Below are 18,404 nucleotides of genomic sequence, written 5' to 3' on the forward strand. Positions count from 1 at the left end.
CCCCAAGCCCATGCCCGATCCCCAGCCGAAGGGGATGACCGACTTCCAGAAGTCGCTCCTGGAGAACCCGCAGTGGACACTGTGAACGTGAACCAACGAATCCGTGGCGCCGCCCGCACCAGCGTCGGCGTCACCCTCATCCTGACGGCGGCACTGACCGTGGCCGGCTGCAGCAACACCCCCGGAGGCATGACAGTGGATCCGTCCGAAGCGAAGAAGTCGATCGTCGACGCCGTCAAGGAATCCACCGACGCGGTCGGCGGCGAGTGGACCGTGTACCGCGGCCCGGCCGCCGAGGTCTGCACCCGGTCGGGCGGCGGCGATGGTGCCCGTTTCGTGTACATCCTGGAGCGGAGCGGCACCAACGGCACCGATCCGGCTGCCGACATCCGGACGGTCGAGGAGCTCTGGAAGTCCAAGGGGATCACGACGGAGCGGTTCGAGAGCGGCGGCTCGGACCCGCTCACCGGCATCCGGGGCGCGGACGGGCCCGTCACCTCCATCGGCTTCAACGCGTACCCGCTGCGGTACAGCATCACCGGTGTCTCGAAGTGCTCGGACGGCGACGTGCAGGACCTGCGCAGCGCCGAATGAGGCCGGCGCCATGATGATCCGACATTCGCGATCCTGATCGCCGAGGACGAGCCCGTTGTCGTGGCCCCGACTCGACGCCCGGGAGCCCGGTCGGTGGGCAGGAGCGGCTGGCCCTCAGCGCAGTACGGCAGCGACCGCCAACCGCATGGACGCCCGCTCGAAGGCGGCCCGAGCAGGCGCACCGGGAAGGGCGCGCTCGAGTGCGAGGCCGTTCACGACCGTGAGCAGGAACCGCGCGTGTTCCTCAGCGTCGCCGTCCTGCAGGACCCCCTCCTGCCGCAGCACCGACAGCCACCGCTCGACCCGATCGACGGCGAGCCGTTCCATCGCGAGGAACGTGTGCTCGGCATCACCGGCGACCGGCACGGCGACGTAGGCATCGTGCAGCGCCGCCCAGTTCTGCCGAGCGGACGCACCGCTCCCGATGCTCGCGAGGAGCAGGTGCAGGCACCCCTCGAGTCGCTCGGCGGGCTCCTTGGAGTGGTCCGCGATCGGGTCTTCCGGGAGGTCGAGGGTCTGGAGACCTTCGACGACCGTGTCGATGAGCTCCCGCTGCGTCGGGAAGAAGTGCCGGAGCGACCCCGTGCTGACGCCGGCGCGGGCAGCCACCCCACGCACGCTCAGGCGAGCCGTCGGGTCCTCTCCGATCATCGTCGCCGCAGCGATCAGGATCTTCGACCGGGTGTCCGGAGCGGTTGAGTCGACCACGCTGCACCATCCTCTCCACAGGACTAGCACGGTGTGCTAGCTTCTCGATGTGTTGTCACACTGTACTAGAGAGGACGAGTCGATGGATGCGAACCGGAGAGCGCGACGGTGGACCAGCCGGGCGAAACCCGGCGACGGAACGAGCCTGAAGCCCTTCCACTGGTGGCAGATGACACGGCGGTCACTGATGTCGATCACCCTGACGCGCAACGGCGTACCGGCCCACCACACGATCGACATCCGCCACGGCGGAGATGCGGCCGACGGTGTCGTACGTGCTCGCCTCTACGTCGACGGCGCTCTCACCCTCGTCTCGCGGGTCCCTGCACGATTCCCGGTCGCCGGCGGGCACATCGAGGTCCGTGTCAGCGAGTCGGGGCTGCGCCGCTGCCACTTCGTCGCCGAGGACGGGACCCAGCGGCAACTCGCTCCCGACCCTCGCTCGGCCGAAGGGCGCCGTCTGCGGTTCGCGCAGCACCACCCTGCGGCGAGCAGGATCATCGGAGCCGTGTCCGTCGTCGTGCTGCTCGTCGGTGTCGGTCTCAACGTCCTGCAGGTGCTCGAGCCGATCTCGGAGATCCCGCCGATCGCGGACACGGTCGGCACGTTCGAGTCGCCTGTGCACCTGACCCCGTGGGCCAACGTCGCGCTCGGCTTCGCGGCAGCCCTGGGAGCGGTCGAGCGCGCGACGCGGCTGCGCTACCACTGGCTGCTCGACGGCGGAGCAGCCTCGTGACGCCGCCAGTCGGCCGCAGCGCGGTGCGACGCTCGGGCCAGATCATCCGACGGGAGTCCCGCGCGTACCTCGTCCTGAACGTCTCGGCGTACGGGCTGGTCGTGCTCGGCTTCGCGATCGGCCTCGTGTTCCCCGGACTCACCGACGCCCGGATGTCCGCGATGGAAGCCGACGGCACCGCCGGACTCGTCACCCGACTCGTGAGCTCGCCGGCGCTCTTCGCGCTGACGATCCTCGCCGTCAACGTCCTCCGGCTCAGCCTGCTCACGATCGTCCTGCCGTCACTGGTCGTCCCGTTCGCGGGGCTCGCGATCTTCGGCGCTTGGGCGGTGCAGACCGGGATCACCCTCGTGCCATCGACCGGGGAAGGCTGGGTGGCGCTGATCCCGCACTCCGTCACGCTCCTCATCGAGCTGCAGGCGTACGTCCTGCTGCTGCTGGGCTCGTTCCTGCTCGGCAAGTACTGGCTCCGCCCCGGGGCTGCCGGGGCGGAGCGTCATCGGGACGGGTACCGACGTGGACTCCAGCAGCTCGGCACCCTCGCAGTCCCCGCCCTCGCCCTCCTCGTGATCGGCGCCGCGTGGGAGGCAGCCTCGCTGCGGTACCTCGTCCACCCGCTGAGCCAGTGGCTCCTCGCGCCGTGACGCAGCTCGCTACGAGGCGAGGTCGGGGGCCTCGACCCGGCCAGGCGCTGCGGCATGCGCACGCGCGGTCCGCACCGTCAGCGTCAGGACACCGCCGAGCACCATGAACCCCGCGGTGATCCACAGCGCGATCGTCGCCGAGTCCGTGGCGTCCTTCGCCGCGCCGATGGCGTACGGCGCCGCGAACCCCGCCAGGTTCCCCGTGGAGTTGATGAGCGCGATGCCACCGGCGAGCGCGGTGCCGCTGAGCATCGACGTCTGGAAGCTCCAGAACACGGCGGGGATCGAGAGGGCACCGGCGTTGGCGAGCATCAGTCCGATGATCCCGAGCACCGCCTGGTCGCCGGCGAGGATGCAGATGACGAACCCGACGGCGCTGAGCGCGAAGGCCGCTGCGATGTGCTTCTTCCGTTCGCCGTGCCGGTCGGAGCTGCGGCCGAAGATCACCATGGACACGATCGCGGCGAGGCTCGGGAGTGCCGACACGAGGCCGACCGTGACGTCGCCGTCGACCCCGAGGTCACGGATGAGGTTCGGCAGCCAGAAGCTGATCCCGTAGAGCGCGAAGTTGTACGAGAAGTAGATGCCGGTGAGCATCCAGATCATCGGGCTCCGGAAGACCTCCCGGAGCTTCGTGTGTCCGGCGGGTGGGGCTTCGGCGTCGAGGAGCGCGCCCAGCCGGCTGCGTTCGGATTCGGTCAACCAGCGCACGGTGCGGTGGTCCTCCTGCAGGTACCGGAGGATCACGAAGCCCAACACGACCGTCGGGATCGCCTCGATGATGAAGAGCCACTGCCATCCGTCGAGCCCCGCGACGTCGCGCATGCCCTCGAGGATGAAGCCGGACACCGGCCCGCCCACGACCCCCGAGGCGGCGAGGGCGATGTAGAAGATGCCCCATGCTCGGCCGCGACGGCTGGCGGGGAACCACTGGGACATGTAGAAGAGCACGCCGGGGATGAAGCCGGCCTCGGCGACACCGAGCAGGAACCGCAGCACGTAGAACGTGGTCTCGGAGTCGACGAGGAACATGCACCCGGAGATGAGGCCCCACGTGATCATGATCCGGGCGATCCACTTCCGCGCACCGACCTTGGCGAGGATCAGGTTGGACGGGATCTCGAAGATGAAGTACCCGACGAAGAACAGGCCGGCGCCGAGTCCGTAGACGGCGTAGGAGAAGCCGAGGTCGGTGCTCAGTTGTTCCTGCGCGAAACCGATGTTCACGCGGTCGAGGTAGGACAGGAAGAAGCCGATCATCGCGAGCGGGAGCACGCGGGTCGACACCTTCCGGAAGAGTGCGTCGTCGTTGACGGTGGTCATCGGGTTCCTTCGTTCGGTGTCGGGTCAGCCGACGGTGTCGGCGAGCGGGATGCGGTAGACGCGAGCGGCGGTGCCGTGGAACAGGGCGTCGAGCTGGTCGTGGGTGGACCCGGCTGCACCGGAGAGGATCGTGTCCATCACCTCGTCGAAATCGGGTGCCGTGAGCGTCGCGACGGGCAGGTTCGAGGCGAACATCGACCGGTCGTGACCGAAGACCGCGAGGGTCTCGCGGACCACCGCTTCGTTGCTCGGACGGTCCCAGCGGTTCCCGGGCAAGCCGAGCTCGGAGACCTTGACGACCGTGTTCGGCAGGGCGGCGAGTCGTTCCATGCCGTGGCGCCAGATCGCGAGTCCGTCGTCGCTGCGGTCCAGGGGCAGGCCGCAGTGGTTGATCACGACGGTGGTGTCCGGGATGTCCTGGACGACGTCGGCCGCTTCCGCGAGGTGGTGGTACGGCACGCGGAGGTCCCAGCTGAAGTCGTACGCCGCCAGTCGGTGCAGACCGGCGATCCAGGCCGGGTCCTGCATGGACCCGGAGACCCCGCGCACGGTCGGCCCCGGGTGCGCGGAGGTCACGGGCTTCGACCGGACGCCGCGGACGATGGCGTGTTCCGCGTGCCCGGCGAGCACGTCGTCGAGGTCGGGCTGGGTGAAGAACACGTGTCCGACGGCCGCCATCGGGAACCGCGGGTCCGTGTCGTGGAGCGCGGTGAGCCATGCCGATTCCTCGACCTGCTCGGTGCGGGAGCGTTCGGCCTCGCAGTGCACCGTGCCGATGACGTCCCATCCCGCGGTCGCGTGGAGGTAGTCCTCGGGCATGAAGGTGTGGCGCATCGCGGCGTAGTCGCCGAGGAAGAAGTCGGGGTTGACATCCGTCTGGATTCAGGGCCAGTGCCCCTCGCTCTGCAGGTCCCAGAAGTGGTGGTGGGCGTCGAGGATCCTCGGACGGTGGCCGTTCGCGATGGTCATGGTCGGTGCTCCCTACGAAGCGCTGGCGGGCTGGTGGATGCGGGCAGGTCGGTAGACACGGGCAGCGGTGTCGTGGAACACGGCGCGCTGCTCGGCCGCCGGGAGGTCGGCGAGGATGTCCCGGAAGCCGTCGAGCATCGCCGCGTAGGTGGTGAACATGCCGTCCACGGGGAAGTTGCTGCCGAACATCACCCGGTCGGCGCCGTAGAGGCCGACGAGTGTCAGGACGACTTCGCGGTTCACGAACTGGTCCCAGCCGTCGGCCTCGGTGCACAGCCCGGATGCCTTCACGACGACGTTCGGCAGGTCCGCGAGCTCGGCGAGTGCTGCACGCCACCCGCGCATGGTCCGTGCGCCGTGGTCGAGGAGCACGCCGGCGTGGTTCACGACGATCAGCGTCTCGGGGTGGTCGACGGCCAGCTCAGCCGCTTCGTGGAGGTTCCACCACGGGGTCTGCAGTTCGAAGTGGAGTCCGTGGTCGGCGAGCAGCGCGTAGCCGTCGCGCCAGGTCTGGTCGCTGATGCGCGTCCGACCGGACCCGACCTGCTCGAGCCGAGCCGGGCCTCCAGGCTTGTGCCGGATGCTGCGGACGGACGGGTGCGATGCCTGTGCGGCGAGCACCTCGGCGACGTCGTCGGCGTCCAGCCGCGCCTGCGCGGCCATCGCGCCGGGCACGCCGGTGGTCGCGGCGACCCGCGCCAGGGACCGGGTCTCACCGACGGGGTCGGCCGGGTCCCACTCGGCCTCCATCGAGACGGTCGCGACGACCCCCTGACCAGCGGTGTCGCGGAGCAGGTCAGCGGCGGTGTAGTCGTGCTTGATCGCCGAGTAGTCGCCGTAGCGGTGCGGGACGAGGACGCCGGGCCGCAGCCATGGGTACCGGTCGTCGGCGAGCTGCCACAGGTGGTGGTGCGCGTCGATGACCGGCCCGCGGTAGCCGGCCTCAGGCACGAGCGGGCTCCGTCCGTGTGGTGCCGGCGAAGTTGATCGAGAGCGAACCGACCAGGTACACGGCTGCCGCGATCGCGAGGAACACGAGGACCGCCGTGTACCCGCCGGTGAGGTCGAGGAGCACCCCGGCCGCGATCGGGACGACGATGCCGGCGGCGGTGCCGGCGAAGTTCATCACGCCGCCGACGATGCCGACGTTGCTCGGCTTCGCGAGCATCGACGGGATGGTCCAGTAGAGCCCGCCGAACAGGTTGAAGAACACCCCGATGCACAGCAGCGCGACCGCGACGGCGGTGTCGGTGACGAACGGCAGGGCGACGAGCGCCACCAGGCTGAGTGCGCCCGACCCGCCGAACAGCATCTTGAACGCCACGTTCCGGCGGAACCGGCGCTGGAGACGGTCAGCGAGGAAGCCGCTCAGGATCTCGCCCACCGCGCCGCAGGAGAAGATCAGGAACGTCGCGAACCCGAGCGCGGAGAGGTCGAGTCCACGGGCGGCGGAGAGGTAGCTCGGCCCCCACGTGACCAGGCCCCAGAACACCATCGCCCACGCCAGACGTCCGACCACCATCGCGATGACGTTCGCGCGGCTGACCCCGGGGCGGTCGGACTGCTCGTCCTCGGCCTGTTCGATGAGGGCGACCTCGGCGGCGTTCACCGATCGGTGCTCGGAGGGGCGGTTCCGCAGGTACAACCACGCGCCGAGGCCGAACAGCACCGTGCACACGCCGATGATGACGAACGAGACGCGCCACGAACCGGTCGTACCGATCAGCCATGCCACGACCAACCCGCCGACCGCGGCGCCGAGCGGAGCACCGGAATCGATCAACGTGACGCCGCTTGCTCGCTTGCGCGGCGGCATCCACTTCGACACGAGCGACGACGCCGCCGGCATGAACGGCGCCTCGAACGCGCCGAGGCCGATGCGGGAGAGCACGAGCATCACGGCGTTCGCGGCAAATCCGGCGAGGGCCATGAACGAGCCCCAGATGACGGACGCGATGCCGATGACGGTGCGCGGCCCGAACTTGTCGACCGTCAGACCGCCGGGGATCTGGAGCAGGCAGTACGACCAGAAGAACGCGCTGAGGATGATCCCCTGCACGGTGCCGGAGATGTGGAAGTCGTCCCCGATGAAGGGCAGGGCCACGCTGAGCGCGCTGCGGTCGACGCTGTTGATCGTGTAGAAGACGAACAGCAGGATGACGATCGCCCAGCGGATCCTGGTCGGGCGGGCGACACTGGGGTCGCTGTCCGGCTCGAGGCGGGTGGACGCGGTCATGATGCTCCTTTGCACGGGGTGGGTGCGGCGAGCGCCGCAGCGGGTGCAGCGGGTGCAGCGCAGGCTGCGTCGGGTCAGACGACGAGGGAGAGCAGCAGCACGCCGACCAGGCCGATCACCGACTGGAGGGAGAGCATGAGCGTCCACGTGCGGAACGTCTGCTTGACGGACAGCTGGAAGTACTCCTTGAACAGCCAGAACCCGGAGTCGTTGACATGCGAGAGCATCACCGAGCCCGACGCCGTGGCGAGCACGAGCAGCTCAGGCGAGATCGACGGGTCGGCCGCAGCGAGCGGAGCGATGATCCCGGCTGCCGTCACGGTGGCCACGGTCGCCGACCCGAGCGCGATGCGCAGCAGGGCAGCGATCACCCAGGCCAGGATGAGTGCCGGCACGTGCCATCCCTGCGCGTACTCGACGATGACCTTGCTCACGCCCGTCTCGGCGAGCATCGCTGCGAGTCCACCGCCGGCTCCGATGATGAGCAGCACCGGTCCGACTGTCTTGAGTCCCGAACCGGCGACGCTCCCCATCGTCGCGATCGACGATCCGGAAGTCCGGCCGAGGCCGATCATCGCGACGACCACGGCCAGGAGCAGCGCGACGACCGGGTCGTCGCAGTACGTCAACACGGTGTGCAGGACGGTGCCGTCGGCCGTGGCGTCGACGCCGAACGCGCCGATCACGAGCAGCAGCGGCGGGAGGAGCACGACGCCGAGGGCGAGCCACAGCGGCGGGCGCAGTTCCGTCAGTTCACGCGCCCCGGCAGCGGGACCGGCATCGAGGTCGGGTGCCGGTCCGAACCAGCGCGAGGCGACCCGGGTGAGCACCGGCCCGCAGAGGATGACCGTCGGGATCGCGACGACCAGGCCGAGCGCCAGGGTCAGTCCGAAGCTCGCGTCGTAGGCGGCGACCGCGGCGGTCGGCGAGGGGTGCGGTGGGAGCAGGCCGTGTGCGGTGTACAGGCCGGCGGCGAGGGGCATTCCCACGAACAACAGGTGTGTGCCGGAACGGCGCGCGAGGGCGTAGGCAAGCGGCACGAGCATGACGAAGCTGACGTCGAAGATGTTCGGCAGGCCGATGACGAGCGCAGCGACGGCGATCGAGATCGGGATGAGCGCGACCTTGCGGTTGCCGATGAAGGCGTCCGCGATCCGGTTCGCCCCACCCGTGCTGGTGAGGATCGCGCCGAGGAGCGACCCGAGTCCGATCACCGGAGCGGTGTCGGAGAGCGTGTCGCCGAATCCCTGCTCGAACGTGCCGACGGTATTCTCGACGCCGAGTCCGCTCGCGAACCCGAGCAGCAGCGCACCGATGAGGAGCGCGAGGAACGGGTTGAGCTTGAACTTCGCGATGCCGATGACGAGCAGGACGATCGCGACGGCAGCGAAGACGAGGTGGAGTTCCGGTGCGCTCACAGCGCAGCTCGCGAACCTGCCGTACGGGCTACCTCGAACATGCGCTGCCCGATCTCGTCGACCCCGGTGAGGTCGTCGAACGTCAGCAGGTGACCGGCGGGCACGTCGCGGACGAGCCGCGCACCGCCGAGCAGGTAGAACGGCGCGGTCCCCGCAGGCGCGTCGTCATCGGACAGCAGGACGGGGTCGATGCCCGCGACCTCGTGGTGGTGCCCAGCCACCTGGAAGGCCGCGCCGGCCGTCAGTGGCTCGGCGGTCCGCCCGGCCAGCACGGAACTCTGGCGCGGCACCGGGATGGTCGCGGTGCCCGAGGCTGCGGCTGCGATGGTGAGCGGCGTCTCGACGCCCATCAGGTGGTACGGCCAGAACACGCAGGCGTAGCGGCCGTCCCGGCTCACGACGTGCCCCTTGCCGGCGAGCAGGCTCCAGGTCTCCGGGTCGCCGGTGCGGACGACGACGAAGACACCTCCGCCGAAGCTCGCCTCGTCGGGCAGGCGGAGCATCGAGAAGACGTCGAGGCTGCCCGGACGGTCGATGATCCCGCCGTCGGCACGGGCCGCGTACACGTCGGCGAGCTCGGCGGTGCGGACGACGGGGTAGTGCAGGTCCTCGCGGTCGGCGGTGTACCCGGTGTACTGAGCGACGACCGTCATCTCGCAGTGGTCGGCCGCAGCACGGCGCTTGAGCGGAGCGACCAGGTCGGCGCGCGCGGCGAGTGTGGCGTGCAGGTCGTCCCCGAGGGCGAGCAGGTCGGCCATGCCCGGCGCGGGGATGGTCTCATCGACCTGGGTCACGGTGCCGGCGGCCGGGTCGAACACGAGGTCGTACTCCCCCGACTTGCCGAGCGCGACGATGTCGAGCCCGACCCGTTCGATCCAGGTGACGAGGCGGATGAGGTTGGCCGGCTGGTCCCCGTCGCCGGGCAGGTAGCGGACGCCGGCCGCGGCGGCCGTGGCGGCGAGCGTGACGCCGGCGACGGTCTCGACTTCCTTGCTCACCATGACGACGTGCACGCCGTGCGCGATGGCGGCTTCGGCGTAGGTGACGCCGGCTGCGACACGGCCGGTGGCCTCGACGAGCACGTCGATCGCGCTCCAGTCGATCCCCGCCAGGTCCGGCACGACGGTGGCGTCGCTGATGCCGAGGTCGGCGAGCATCGACTCGACCCCTGCCCCGTCCGGGTCGACGAGGACCGTCGGCGTCATGTCCGCCACGTTCCGCAGCTGCGCCAGGAGGGTCCGTCCGTAGCCCCCGCGCGCGCCGGTCAGCGCGACTCGGATCTGCGTGCCACTGGGCTGCTGGATCGCCATCGTTCCTCGTCTCCTCGTTGATCAGGTGCCCGATGACCGGGTCAGGTGACCACCGGGCGATCGCCACCGTAACACCGCTTGTCACAGTTGTTCAACTTCTTTCACACGGATTCACGTGTATTCTCATTGGAGGACGCGCGCCGGAGAGCGGCGGGCATCGTCAGGAGGGAACGACATGGCCACGATGGGCGTCATCGCCGACGACTTCACCGGAGCGACCGACATCGCGACCGCGTACGCCGCCCGGGGCTACCGGACCGAGGTCCTCACCGCACCCGACGCGCGAGCAGACCCCGGAACGGACGTCTCCGTCGTGGCGCTGAAGACCCGGACGGCGCCGATCGACGTCGCCGTCGCCGAATCGCTCGCCGCGCACGACCGTCTCGCGGCAGCCGGCCACACGAAGTTCTTCCTCAAGTACTGTTCCACGTTCGACTCGACCGACCGCGGCAACATCGGACCGATCCTCGACGCACTCGTCGAACGGACCGGTGCTGCACACTGCGTCGTCGTCCCCGCGTTCCCCGACAACGGCCGCACCACCTTCCAGGGACACCTCTTCGTCTGGTCCGACCTGCTCGAGCACTCCTCGATGCGGCACCACCCGCTCACCCCGATGACGAAGTCACGCGTGGCCGACATCCTCCGCCCACAGACCCGGCACACCGTCGGCGAGGTCCGTCTCGCGACGGTGCAGGCCGGGCCGGAGGCAGTCCGGACAGCACTCGACGCGTCAGCAGATCCGTACGTCGTCGTCGACGCGGTCGACGACGACGACCTCGTCACGATCGCCGCGGCGACCGAGGGAGACGTCCTCCGGTCCGGCGGCTCCGGGCTCGCCCTCGGCGCCGCACCGGGCAGCGCGGACGCCACCGCCGCCTTCGCGGCGCCCGTCGGCCGCCGCCTCGTCGTCTGCGGCAGCGCGTCGGCGCGCACCCGCGAGCAGATCGCTTCCGCCGTCGCGGCCGACTCCCCCACGCACCAGCTCGACGTCGCCCGGCTCGCCGTCGATGCACCAGCGGTCATCCAGGAGGCCGGGGCCTGGCTCCGAGCGCAACCCGCGGACAGCGCACCCGTCGTCTACAGCGTCGGCGTTCCGTCCGACGTCTCCGCGGACGCCGACAGCTCGACCCGGATCGAGCACGCACTCTCCGAGATCGTCGACCGTGCGATCGCCGACGGCTTCGCACAGTGCATCGTCGCCGGCGGGGAGACGTCCGGCGCGGTGGTCTCGCGGCTCGGGATCCAGCGGCTCGTGATCGGTGCACCGATCGCCCCCGGTGTGTGCTGGGCAGAAGGGGTCACCGCATCGGGACGCCGCATCGCCATCGCACTGAAGTCCGGGAACTTCGGGTCGCCGGACATGTTCACCACCGGATGGGAGGCCCTCGCGTGAACACCACCGACCCCTGGCTCGCTGACGTCACCGTTGCCCTGGCCGACACCGGTAAGCGCCTCGCCGCGGCCGGCCTGAGCCCCGGCAGCACCGGCAACATCAGCGTCCTCCGCGACGGACGGGTCGCGATGACCGGTACGGGCACCGACCTGAGCGACCTCCGCCCCGACGACATCGCCGAGCTCACCCTCGACGGCACCCATGTGCGCGGGCCGCGGCCGTCGAAGGAGGTCGCCATGCACCTCGCCATGTACGCCCGGAACCCCGCGCACGGCGCGTGCGTCCACGTGCACTCGCCGTTCTCCGTCGCCGCGTCCTGCCTCGCGCCGTGGTCCGCGACGAGCGCGATCCCACCGATCACCCCGTACTTCGTCATGCGTGTGGGGCAGACGCCACTCATCCCCTACCGGGCTCCCGGCCACCCGGAGATCGGCGCGCTCATCCGCGACGAGCCGACACCCTCCAGGGCCGTCCTGCTCGCCAACCACGGCCAGGTCGTCAGCGGGACGGACACGGCCGACGCCCTCGAAGCAGCCATCGAGCTCGAAGAGGCTTGCCGCATCAGTGTCCTGACCGCGGGACACGACCGACGACTGTTGTCCGAGGACGACGCGATCGAGCTCGCCGACCGGTACGGCACGCCGTGGACCCGACGATCGCTACAGTGACCGTGTGAGCGAGCCGCAGACGTCCGAACCGCCGCTCATCCCCGAGCAGCGGCGCGACCTGATCGTGCGCCACCTGCGGCAGGACTCCGTCCTGAGCTACCGCCAGCTCGCCGGTCTCCTCGGGGTCAGCCACATGACCATCCGGCGGGACATCGCCGAACTCGAGGAACAGGGCCGGGTCATCGCGACCCAGGGCGGCGCGAAGAGCGTCGCACGGGTCGCGAGCGAGCCGCCACGGATCGAGAAGTCCACGACCGAGGTCCGCGAGAAGGACGCGATCGCTGCCAGGGCCGCGCAGCTCGTCCACGAGTCCATGACGGTCTACCTCGACGCCGGGACGACCATCCAGGCGATGCGGCCCTACCTCGACCACCTGCACGACCTGACCATCGTGACGAACGACCTCGTCATCGCGTCGTCATACCTCGACCACCCCACGATCGAGGTCATCGTCGTCGGCGGACGCCTCGACAAGCAGAACCAGTCCACCGTCGGACGGCTTCCCTCGATCGTGCTCGCAGAGCTCTCGATCGACATCGCGTTCCTGAGCACCAGCTCGTGGGACCTCCGTCGCGGGATCACCATCCCGTCCGAGTCCAAAGTCGAGCCGAAGAAGGCAGCGGCCCGCGCGGCCGGTTCCACCATGCTCGTCGCGACGAGCTCGAAGTACGGCACGTTCGGCCGGTACCGGGTCCTCGGACTCGACGAGTTGTCGACGATCATCACCGACGACGGCCTCCCGCTCCGCGATGCCGCGTCCATCGAGGCCGACGGTGGTGGCGGAACCTCCGTCGAACGCGTCACCGTCAGCCGCTGACACCATCGAGGCCCATCCGGGGGTGTCGGCCTCCGTCGTCCCGGGAAGGATCGCCGAGCAGTCGTCGGGTCCAGTCCGCGAGGGCCGCGGTCGCGGTCCTCGAGATGGCGGCGTCGGGCACCATGCTCGTGAACCCGTGGAAGGCGCCCGGCCAGACGTGGAGCTCCGCGTCGACCCCCGCTGCCCAGAGGCGGCTCGCGAAGGCGACGTCCTCGTCGCGGAACACCTCAGCACTGCCGCAGTCGATGTAGGTGCGCGGCAGCGCCGACAGGTCTGCAGCACGAGCCGGAGCGGCGTACTCCGAGACGTCAGGGGTGGCGCGGCGTGATCCGAGGTACGCATCCCACGCGAAGCGGTTCATCTGGCGGTCGGCGACCCCGACGCCGTCGATCTGCCGGGTCGAGACGGTGTCGTCACGGTCGTCGAGCATGGGTGAGACGAGGATCTCTGCCATCAGGTCGGGACCCTGCCGGTCACGGGCGAGCAGGGCGGTCCCCACGGCGAGTCCGCCGCCGGCGCTCTGCCCCGCGATGACGATCCGTGCCGGGTCGATGCCGAGCTCGTCCGCGTGCGCCGCCACCCAGACGAGACCGGCGTAGCAGTCCTCCACCGGGTACGGATCGGGGTACTCGGGTGCGAGGCGGTAGTCGACGCTGACCAGGACCACGTCGTGGTCGAGCAGCCAGTCGTCGAACGAGTCGAGGTTCCCGAGGTGGTGGCCGAACATCATGCCCCCGCCGTGGATCGAGTAGACGGCCGCAGTCGCACCGGTCGCACCGGTGCGCTCGACACGGTCGATGATCGCGAGGTCGATGGGGTCACCGAGGTGCCCCGGCACGGTGACGTTCCGCCGTTGGTATCCGCGGGAACGCAGGCGTTCGTCGAGGACGTCCTCGGGCACGTCGAGCTGCCGCATACGGGGCAGCCTCTCCGCGGTGAGGGTGAACGGACCGCGGGCCTCGAGCGCCGTCAGAAAGGTCGCGAGTTCGGGGTCGAACGGCGGGCGGACGATGGTGTCGGACACGGGCACACTCCTTCGATGAAGAAGTGACGACTCCTGTGAGACGCGTGTGCGGTCCCGTCTGCCGGAGCAGCGCGGGATTTTTTCCCTCTGCGGACGACAGTAGTGCATCCGAGCACGGCGCAGCTCAGTCGTGCGCGTCGTACCTGAGGTAGACGATCGTGTGACCGCTCGAGGTTCCGGTGAACAGCGCGACGTTGCCGCTGATCTGCCCGCCGGGGGTGTCGGCCCCCTGGCTCGTGAGCGCCGCGGACGCACGCTGGGTGAGCTCAGCGGGGTCGCTCTCCCGAAGGGTCGGCGGCTCGGTGCCGTCGGGAAGGCGCACCAGTGCCGACATGAAGTCGCGGTCGCGGGAAGCCTTGGACTCGATCAGGGTCGATCCCTCCGGCAGAGTGACGCCGGTCCTGCTCTCGACGGTCGCCAAGGGTGTCCCCGTGCAGAGTCCGATGCGCATGCAGTCGCCGAGCCGTCCGGTGTGGCCGACGTAGGTCTGGAGGGCGATCACAGCAGCGGCGACGACTGCGAACAACAGTGCGACCAGTGCCACGAGCGCGACGATCAGGCGCGGGAGTGGGGCTTGCGCGGAGTGCATGTGGTGGCACGCTACCGGAGCGTTCTCGACGCCGGCTGCACCGGAGCGGAAGGCTCTCCACGCCCGGTCGGATCAAGCGCGTACAGTGAGGGCCAAGCGGTCGTCGACTGCTGGAGCAGGGCACGACTGGCCACTTCGGATCATCGATTCAGGAGTGCGCCACATGGCCGTGAACCGTGAAGGTCGATTGTTGCGTGCCATCGTCACGCTCGTCGGCAACGTCACCACCGCGCCGGATCACGAGGCCGGCGTGCAGGTGCTCGTTGACGAGTCGGTGGCGTTGTTCGATGCCGATGCGGCCGGACTGTTGGTGTTCGATCCGTCGTCGCGCTTGCGGATCGCGGCCTCGGCTGGTCACCACAGCGGCCTCCTCGAACTCCTGCAACTCGAGACCGGCGAGGGCCCTTGCATCGAAGCAGCACGCACGGGCACGGCCGTCTCGGTCCCCGACATCGAGCTGTCAGAGGCCAGATGGCCACACTTCGCTCGGGCCGCCGTGGACGTCGGGTACTCCGCGGTCCACTCGATCCCGCTGCGGGTACAACGGTCCGTCATCGGGTCCCTCAACCTGTTCCGGTGCGCCGCCGGCCCGTTCGACCTCGACGACGTGGCAGCGGCACGGGCGTTGGCCGACATCGCGACGATCACCATCACCCGGCAGCGCACGCTCGACGATGCCGCCACCACGCAGGCGCAGCTCCAGGCCGCACTCGACAGCCGTGTGGCCGTCGAGCAGGCCAAGGGCTGGATCGCGAGCCGGAACCGAGTCGACGCCGACGCCGCGTTCGCCTTGCTCCGGGACCACGCACGGGCCAACGGCCTCCCCCTCGCCGAAGTCGCGCTGGCCGTCACCGCCGGACGGATCACACTCGGCTCCCCGACACCGGACCGCTGAGCCACCGTCCGGCACCGCTCTGTGCGGGAGATGATGGATCATGCACACCCTCGCCCTCCGTGTCCGAGAGTCGTTCTGGTTCCTTCCCGCCCTCCTCGGGATCGCCGCGATGGTCGTTGCGGAGCTCCTGGTCACGCTGGACCACGCCCTGGTGCACAGCGCCACCCGGATCGGGTTCCTCGACGCCCTCAGTGCGAGCGGCGGGCGATCCATCCTGACCACGATCGGCACGTCGATGTTGACGGTGGCGGGCACGTCGTTCTCCATCACGATCTCCGTCCTCGCCACCACCTCGTCGACGTACGGCCCCCGTCTGGTCCGCAACTTCATGGCGGACCGCGCCAACCAGTTCGTCCTCGCCGCGTTCACGTCGACGTTCCTCTACTCGATCGTCGTGCTCCGCTCCGTGCACACAGACGTCGACGACGGCACCGCGTTCGTGCCGGTCATCGCCGTCCACGTCGCGGTGCTCCTCGGCATCCTCGACGTCGCCGTCCTGGTCTTCTTCATCCACCACATCGCGTCGAGCGTGCAGATCACCGCGCTGCAGAAGCAGGTGCAGACCGACCTCGCCGCAGCGGTGGGCCAGGTCTTCCGCAACGGGGACGGCGACGGGATCACCGTCGGTCCGGTGCACGCGGGTGCGGCTCGCTGGGCAGACGTCACCGCAGCCGGTGACGGCTACGTGCAGTCCGTGCAGTGGGAGCGGCTGGTGGGCTGGGCAACGGGACACGACTGCGTGATCGAGGCCGTCGCGATGCCGGGTGACCACGTCATCGAGGGCGACGTCCTGCTCCGGGTCGGCGTCGCGATGGACGCGGAGATCGATCTCGACAGCGCTGGGCGCCGACTCCTGACGCTCGTGACCCTCGGTTCCTCACGGACCCCGTACCAGGACGTCGGCTTCGCACTGCAGCAGCTGGTCGAGATCGCCGTCCGCGGACTCGCCAGCGGCTCCAACGACCCCTACACCGCGGTCAGCGCACTCGACCTCGCCGCGACGCCACTCGTCCCCGTGTGGCGCGGTCGGTCGGCGATCACCGGGTACCTCGACGACGACGGTCGGGTCCGGGTCATCCCGCACTGGCCCACCGCGGAGACACTCGTCGACTCGGTGTTCGACGGCGTCAGGACGTACGGTGCCGACCAGCCGATCGTGGTCTCCGCCGCACTCCGCCTGGCCGAGCGGCTGGACGAGCGCGCTCCCGAAGGTCGCCGGCGCCACCTCGAGTCGACCGTGCGGGCACTCCGCGCCGTGTGAGCGCGGTGCGCGGTGCGCGGGGTGACAGATGTCATGCCGGGATCGTGACGTCCGGCCGAGGCGTGCCACGCCGAGGTGCACGAGGGTGGGCTGTATGAACGACACACCGGTCATCCAGCTCCGCGACCTCCGCAAGCGCTTCGGCGCCGTGGCCGCGGTCGACGGCGTCGACCTGACGATCCGTCCGGGCGAGGTCGTCGCCCTCCTCGGCCCGAACGGCGCGGGCAAGACCACGACGGTCGACCTCGCGCTCGGGCTGTCCACGCCGACGACCGGCGAGGCCCTGCTCTTCGGCGAGGAGCCCCGCGCCGCGGTGGTCGCCGGCCGTGTCGGCGCGATGCTGCAGGGCGGCGCACTCCTGCCGGACATGACGGTCCGGGAGGCGGTCGCCCTCGTCGCCGCCGCGCACCGCCGGCCGATGCCGGTCGACGAGGCCCTCCGCCGTGCGCGCTGCACCGAGATCGCCGGACGCCGGGTGAACAAGCTGTCCGGCGGGCAGCTGCAGCGGGCCCGGTTCGCGGTCGCCGTGGTCTCGGACCCGGACCTGCTGGTCCTCGACGAACCGACCGCGGCGATGGACGTCGAGGCCCGGCACACGTTCTGGTCGTCGATGCGCGAGTTCACCGACGCGGGGCGCACGGTCGTCTTCGCGACCCACTACCTCGACGAGGCCGACGCCTTCGCCGACCGCATCGTCATCATGCGCGCCGGCCGGGTCGTGGCCGACGGCACACCTGCCGAGATCAAGGCGATCACGGCCACGCGTGCGGTCCGGTTCTCCGGGTTGGGTGCCGACGCGCACGTCGCGCTGCGCGGTCTGCCGGGAGTGGTCTCCCTGGAGGCTCGGCGCGACTCCGTCACGCTCCGTTCCGACCGCAGCGACGACACCCTCAGGGCACTCCTCACCGCGTTCCCGCAGGCGCACGACATCCAGGTGGTCGCCTCGACCATGGACGACGCCTTCCTCGCGCTCACCGCCGACCCCGCCTCCGCCCCCACCGACACCGCTCCCGAAGGAGTCCTCACATGACCACCGTGACCGCGTCCGGCCGGCTGCCGATCCGCTACCTGTACGTCGAGACGAAGCGGCAGCTCCGCAACGTCCGCGCGATGGTGTTCACCTTCGCCGTCCCGGTGATCATGCTGCTCGTGTTCGGTTCGGCCTTCGGATCCCAGACCGACCCGACGACGCGTCTGCCGTACCTCGTCGTCACGACGCTGCAGATGGCCTCGTACGGCGCGATGACGGCCGCGCTCAGCCAGGCGTTCGCCATCGTCAACGAGCGGTCGATCGGCTGGAACCGGCAGCTCCGCGTGACGCCGTTGTCCGGGTGGGGGTTCATGGTGTCGAAGGCGATCGCCGCGATGGCCTTCGCCGCGGTGTCCATCGTCATCACGGTGCTCGTCGCGACCGTCGGCCTGCACGCCTCGCTCGACCCGCTGCACTGGTTCGCCGCCGGGTTCGGCATCTGGTGCGGAGTGATCCCGTTCGCGCTCATCGCGATCCTGATCGGGCAGTTCGCGAAGCCGTCCTTCGCGCAGCCGCTCTTCATGGTGGTGTTCATGGGCCTGGCGATCCTCGGCGGGCTGTGGGTCCCGCTGAGCGTGATGCCCGACTGGATGGGCACCGTCGCACATCTGCTGCCCTCCTACTGGCTCAACCGGATCGGACAGATGGGTGCCGGCGCGACCGGGTCCGCGGGCATGACCGAGCCGGCCATCGTCCTGGCGGGCTGGGCGATCGTCCTGGCCGCAGTGATCGTGTGGCGGTACCGACGCGACGCCGCACGACAGTGACCGACGGACCTACGCTGGC

At 70.0% G+C, this 18,404-nt stretch carries 19 protein-coding genes; 10 read left to right on the forward strand and 9 right to left on the reverse strand.

Annotated elements, in window-relative coordinates; genetic code table 11:
- Positions 1-87 precede the first annotated feature (87 nt).
- Positions 88-594: a hypothetical protein gene (locus EDF48_RS18105; protein ID WP_131881767.1), complete on the forward strand. Its 507-nt coding sequence runs from the start codon at positions 88-90 to the stop codon at positions 592-594.
- Positions 595-708: 114 nt separating this feature from the next.
- Here the strand turns inward: EDF48_RS18105 and EDF48_RS18110 are convergent, their stop codons facing one another.
- Positions 709-1,302, reverse strand: coding sequence for a TetR/AcrR family transcriptional regulator (locus EDF48_RS18110; RefSeq protein ID WP_243698146.1), 594 nt, complete (start codon positions 1,300-1,302; stop codon positions 709-711).
- A gap of 187 nt (positions 1,303-1,489) precedes the next feature.
- Here EDF48_RS18110 and EDF48_RS18115 point away from each other — a divergent pair, with 187 nt between their 5' ends.
- Positions 1,490-2,038, forward strand: coding sequence for a hypothetical protein (locus tag EDF48_RS18115; RefSeq protein WP_243698147.1), 549 nt, complete (start codon positions 1,490-1,492; stop codon positions 2,036-2,038).
- Positions 2,035-2,682, forward strand: coding sequence for a hypothetical protein (locus tag EDF48_RS18120; protein ID WP_207913298.1), 648 nt, complete (start codon positions 2,035-2,037; stop codon positions 2,680-2,682). The genes EDF48_RS18115 and EDF48_RS18120 overlap by 4 nt, the downstream gene beginning before the upstream one ends.
- A 9-nt stretch (positions 2,683-2,691) precedes the next feature.
- Here the strand turns inward: EDF48_RS18120 and EDF48_RS18125 are convergent, their stop codons facing one another.
- The 6 genes from EDF48_RS18125 to EDF48_RS18150 all read right to left on the reverse strand — a co-directional run bounded on the left by EDF48_RS18125 (position 2,692) and on the right by EDF48_RS18150 (position 9,938).
- Positions 2,692-4,005 carry an MFS transporter gene (locus EDF48_RS18125; protein ID WP_131881771.1) on the reverse strand — a complete coding sequence of 438 codons (1,314 nt, stop codon included), beginning with the start codon at positions 4,003-4,005 and terminating at the stop codon, positions 2,692-2,694.
- Between the two features lie 24 nt (positions 4,006-4,029).
- Positions 4,030-4,839, reverse strand: coding sequence for an amidohydrolase family protein (locus EDF48_RS18130; protein WP_131881773.1), 810 nt, complete (start codon positions 4,837-4,839; stop codon positions 4,030-4,032).
- A 147-nt stretch (positions 4,840-4,986) separates the two neighbouring features.
- Complete coding sequence (locus tag EDF48_RS18135; protein ID WP_131881775.1) at positions 4,987-5,925, reverse strand: amidohydrolase family protein; 939 nt, start codon at positions 5,923-5,925, stop codon at positions 4,987-4,989.
- Positions 5,918-7,210, reverse strand: a complete 1,293-nt coding sequence (locus EDF48_RS18140) for an MFS transporter (protein WP_131881777.1) — start codon at positions 7,208-7,210, stop codon at positions 5,918-5,920. Before EDF48_RS18140 ends, EDF48_RS18135 begins: the two co-directional genes overlap by 8 nt.
- Before the next feature lie 74 nt (positions 7,211-7,284).
- Entirely contained in the window at positions 7,285-8,628 is a 1,344-nt protein-coding gene (locus EDF48_RS18145; protein ID WP_131881779.1) for a gluconate:H+ symporter, read from the reverse strand.
- Positions 8,625-9,938, reverse strand: a complete 1,314-nt coding sequence (locus tag EDF48_RS18150) for a homoserine dehydrogenase (RefSeq protein ID WP_131881781.1) — start codon at positions 9,936-9,938, stop codon at positions 8,625-8,627. The genes EDF48_RS18145 and EDF48_RS18150 overlap by 4 nt, the downstream gene beginning before the upstream one ends.
- Positions 9,939-10,113: 175 nt before the next feature.
- Between EDF48_RS18150 and otnK the strand changes: the two genes are divergently transcribed.
- From otnK to EDF48_RS18165, 3 genes are read left to right on the forward strand one after another with little or no spacing between them, the layout of a single operon-like run.
- Positions 10,114-11,334: a 3-oxo-tetronate kinase gene (gene otnK, locus EDF48_RS18155; protein ID WP_131881783.1), complete on the forward strand. Its 1,221-nt coding sequence runs from the start codon at positions 10,114-10,116 to the stop codon at positions 11,332-11,334.
- The gene (locus EDF48_RS18160) at positions 11,331-12,002 is read left to right on the forward strand and encodes a class II aldolase/adducin family protein (RefSeq protein ID WP_243698148.1); all 672 of its coding nucleotides are present in this window, start codon (positions 11,331-11,333) and stop codon (positions 12,000-12,002) included. The genes otnK and EDF48_RS18160 overlap by 4 nt, the downstream gene beginning before the upstream one ends.
- 4 nt (positions 12,003-12,006) lie before the next feature.
- A complete protein-coding gene (locus EDF48_RS18165; RefSeq protein WP_131881787.1) occupies positions 12,007-12,819 on the forward strand; it encodes a DeoR/GlpR family DNA-binding transcription regulator in 813 nt (270 codons plus the stop codon).
- Here EDF48_RS18165 and EDF48_RS18170 read toward each other — a convergent pair.
- Together EDF48_RS18170 and EDF48_RS18175 are read right to left on the reverse strand one after the other, a co-directional pair.
- Positions 12,809-13,843, reverse strand: a complete 1,035-nt coding sequence (locus tag EDF48_RS18170) for an alpha/beta hydrolase (RefSeq protein ID WP_131881789.1) — start codon at positions 13,841-13,843, stop codon at positions 12,809-12,811. The two genes, EDF48_RS18165 and EDF48_RS18170, sit on opposite strands and share 11 nt — an antisense overlap.
- A gap of 124 nt (positions 13,844-13,967) precedes the next feature.
- Entirely contained in the window at positions 13,968-14,432 is a 465-nt protein-coding gene (locus EDF48_RS18175) for a hypothetical protein (RefSeq protein WP_131881791.1), read from the reverse strand.
- 163 nt (positions 14,433-14,595) lie between these two features.
- Here EDF48_RS18175 and EDF48_RS18180 point away from each other — a divergent pair, with 163 nt between their 5' ends.
- From EDF48_RS18180 to EDF48_RS18195, 4 genes are all read left to right on the forward strand, one after another.
- On the forward strand, positions 14,596-15,327 hold the full coding sequence (locus tag EDF48_RS18180) for a GAF and ANTAR domain-containing protein (RefSeq protein ID WP_131881793.1): 732 nt from the start codon (positions 14,596-14,598) through the stop codon (positions 15,325-15,327).
- Between the two features lie 40 nt (positions 15,328-15,367).
- The gene (locus tag EDF48_RS18185; RefSeq protein ID WP_131881795.1) at positions 15,368-16,588 is read left to right on the forward strand and encodes a DUF2254 domain-containing protein; all 1,221 of its coding nucleotides are present in this window, start codon (positions 15,368-15,370) and stop codon (positions 16,586-16,588) included.
- A gap of 94 nt (positions 16,589-16,682) precedes the next feature.
- The gene (locus EDF48_RS18190; RefSeq protein ID WP_131881797.1) at positions 16,683-17,618 is read left to right on the forward strand and encodes an ABC transporter ATP-binding protein; all 936 of its coding nucleotides are present in this window, start codon (positions 16,683-16,685) and stop codon (positions 17,616-17,618) included.
- Positions 17,615-18,385 (forward strand): ABC transporter permease, encoded by a 771-nt coding sequence (locus EDF48_RS18195; protein WP_207895548.1) that lies wholly within the window; start codon positions 17,615-17,617, stop codon positions 18,383-18,385. The genes EDF48_RS18190 and EDF48_RS18195 overlap by 4 nt, the downstream gene beginning before the upstream one ends.
- Positions 18,386-18,404 lie beyond the last annotated feature (19 nt).

The organism is Curtobacterium sp. PhB191, assembly GCF_004346515.1.
Lineage (GTDB): Bacteria > Actinomycetota > Actinomycetes > Actinomycetales > Microbacteriaceae > Curtobacterium.

Coding starts and splice junctions, on each gene's coding strand:
- EDF48_RS18115 (WP_243698147.1), top strand. CDS start 1,490: ATGTCGATCACCCTGACGCGCAACGGCGTACCGGCCCACCACACGATC.
- EDF48_RS18125 (WP_131881771.1), bottom strand. CDS start 4,005: ATGACCACCGTCAACGACGACGCACTCTTCCGGAAGGTGTCGACCCGC.
- EDF48_RS18130 (WP_131881773.1), bottom strand. CDS start 4,839: ATGCGCCACACCTTCATGCCCGAGGACTACCTCCACGCGACCGCGGGA.
- EDF48_RS18140 (WP_131881777.1), bottom strand. CDS start 7,210: ATGACCGCGTCCACCCGCCTCGAGCCGGACAGCGACCCCAGTGTCGCC.
- EDF48_RS18150 (WP_131881781.1), bottom strand. CDS start 9,938: ATGGCGATCCAGCAGCCCAGTGGCACGCAGATCCGAGTCGCGCTGACC.
- otnK (WP_131881783.1), top strand. CDS start 10,114: ATGGCCACGATGGGCGTCATCGCCGACGACTTCACCGGAGCGACCGAC.
- EDF48_RS18175 (WP_131881791.1), bottom strand. CDS start 14,432: ATGCACTCCGCGCAAGCCCCACTCCCGCGCCTGATCGTCGCGCTCGTG.
- EDF48_RS18180 (WP_131881793.1), top strand. CDS start 14,596: ATGGCCGTGAACCGTGAAGGTCGATTGTTGCGTGCCATCGTCACGCTC.
- EDF48_RS18185 (WP_131881795.1), top strand. CDS start 15,368: ATGCACACCCTCGCCCTCCGTGTCCGAGAGTCGTTCTGGTTCCTTCCC.
- EDF48_RS18190 (WP_131881797.1), top strand. CDS start 16,683: ATGAACGACACACCGGTCATCCAGCTCCGCGACCTCCGCAAGCGCTTC.
- EDF48_RS18195 (WP_207895548.1), top strand. CDS start 17,615: ATGACCACCGTGACCGCGTCCGGCCGGCTGCCGATCCGCTACCTGTAC.